This is a genomic window from Pantoea sp. Fr+CA_20 (assembly GCF_024520835.1).
Classification (GTDB): domain Bacteria; phylum Pseudomonadota; class Gammaproteobacteria; order Enterobacterales; family Enterobacteriaceae; genus Pantoea; species Pantoea allii.
This window is the reverse complement of record NZ_JALNPN010000062.1, coordinates 1-296: the sequence shown is the minus strand read 5'-3', so window position 1 is coordinate 296 and position 296 is coordinate 1. Positions and strand designations below refer to the sequence as shown.

The following is a 296-nucleotide window of genomic DNA, read 5'->3' as shown; positions in this document are numbered from 1 at the left end:
TGGTGCTGATACCCAGAGTCGAACTGGGGACCTCACCCTTACCAAGGGTGCGCTCTACCAACTGAGCCATATCAGCACGCAACAGGTACTCCCGGCACTTTTATGCTGATGCTCGGGTCTTTCAATTTGATGCCTGGCAGTTGATGAATCACGCGGTGATTCACCCTTCGGGCCGCTGCTCTGCAGCGTTCAAAAGTATTCGCTTTTGTCCTACTCTCTTTTGAGTAGAGAACTGCCCGAAGTAACGTGCAGGTTTTCAATTTGATGCCTGGCAGTTCCCTACTCTCGCATGGGGA

At 52.0% G+C, this 296-nt stretch carries 1 tRNA gene; it reads right to left on the bottom strand.

The annotated features are described in order from the left end of the window. Positions 1-76, bottom strand: a tRNA-Thr gene (locus NR177_RS23815). Positions 77-296: the final 220 nt, after the last annotated feature.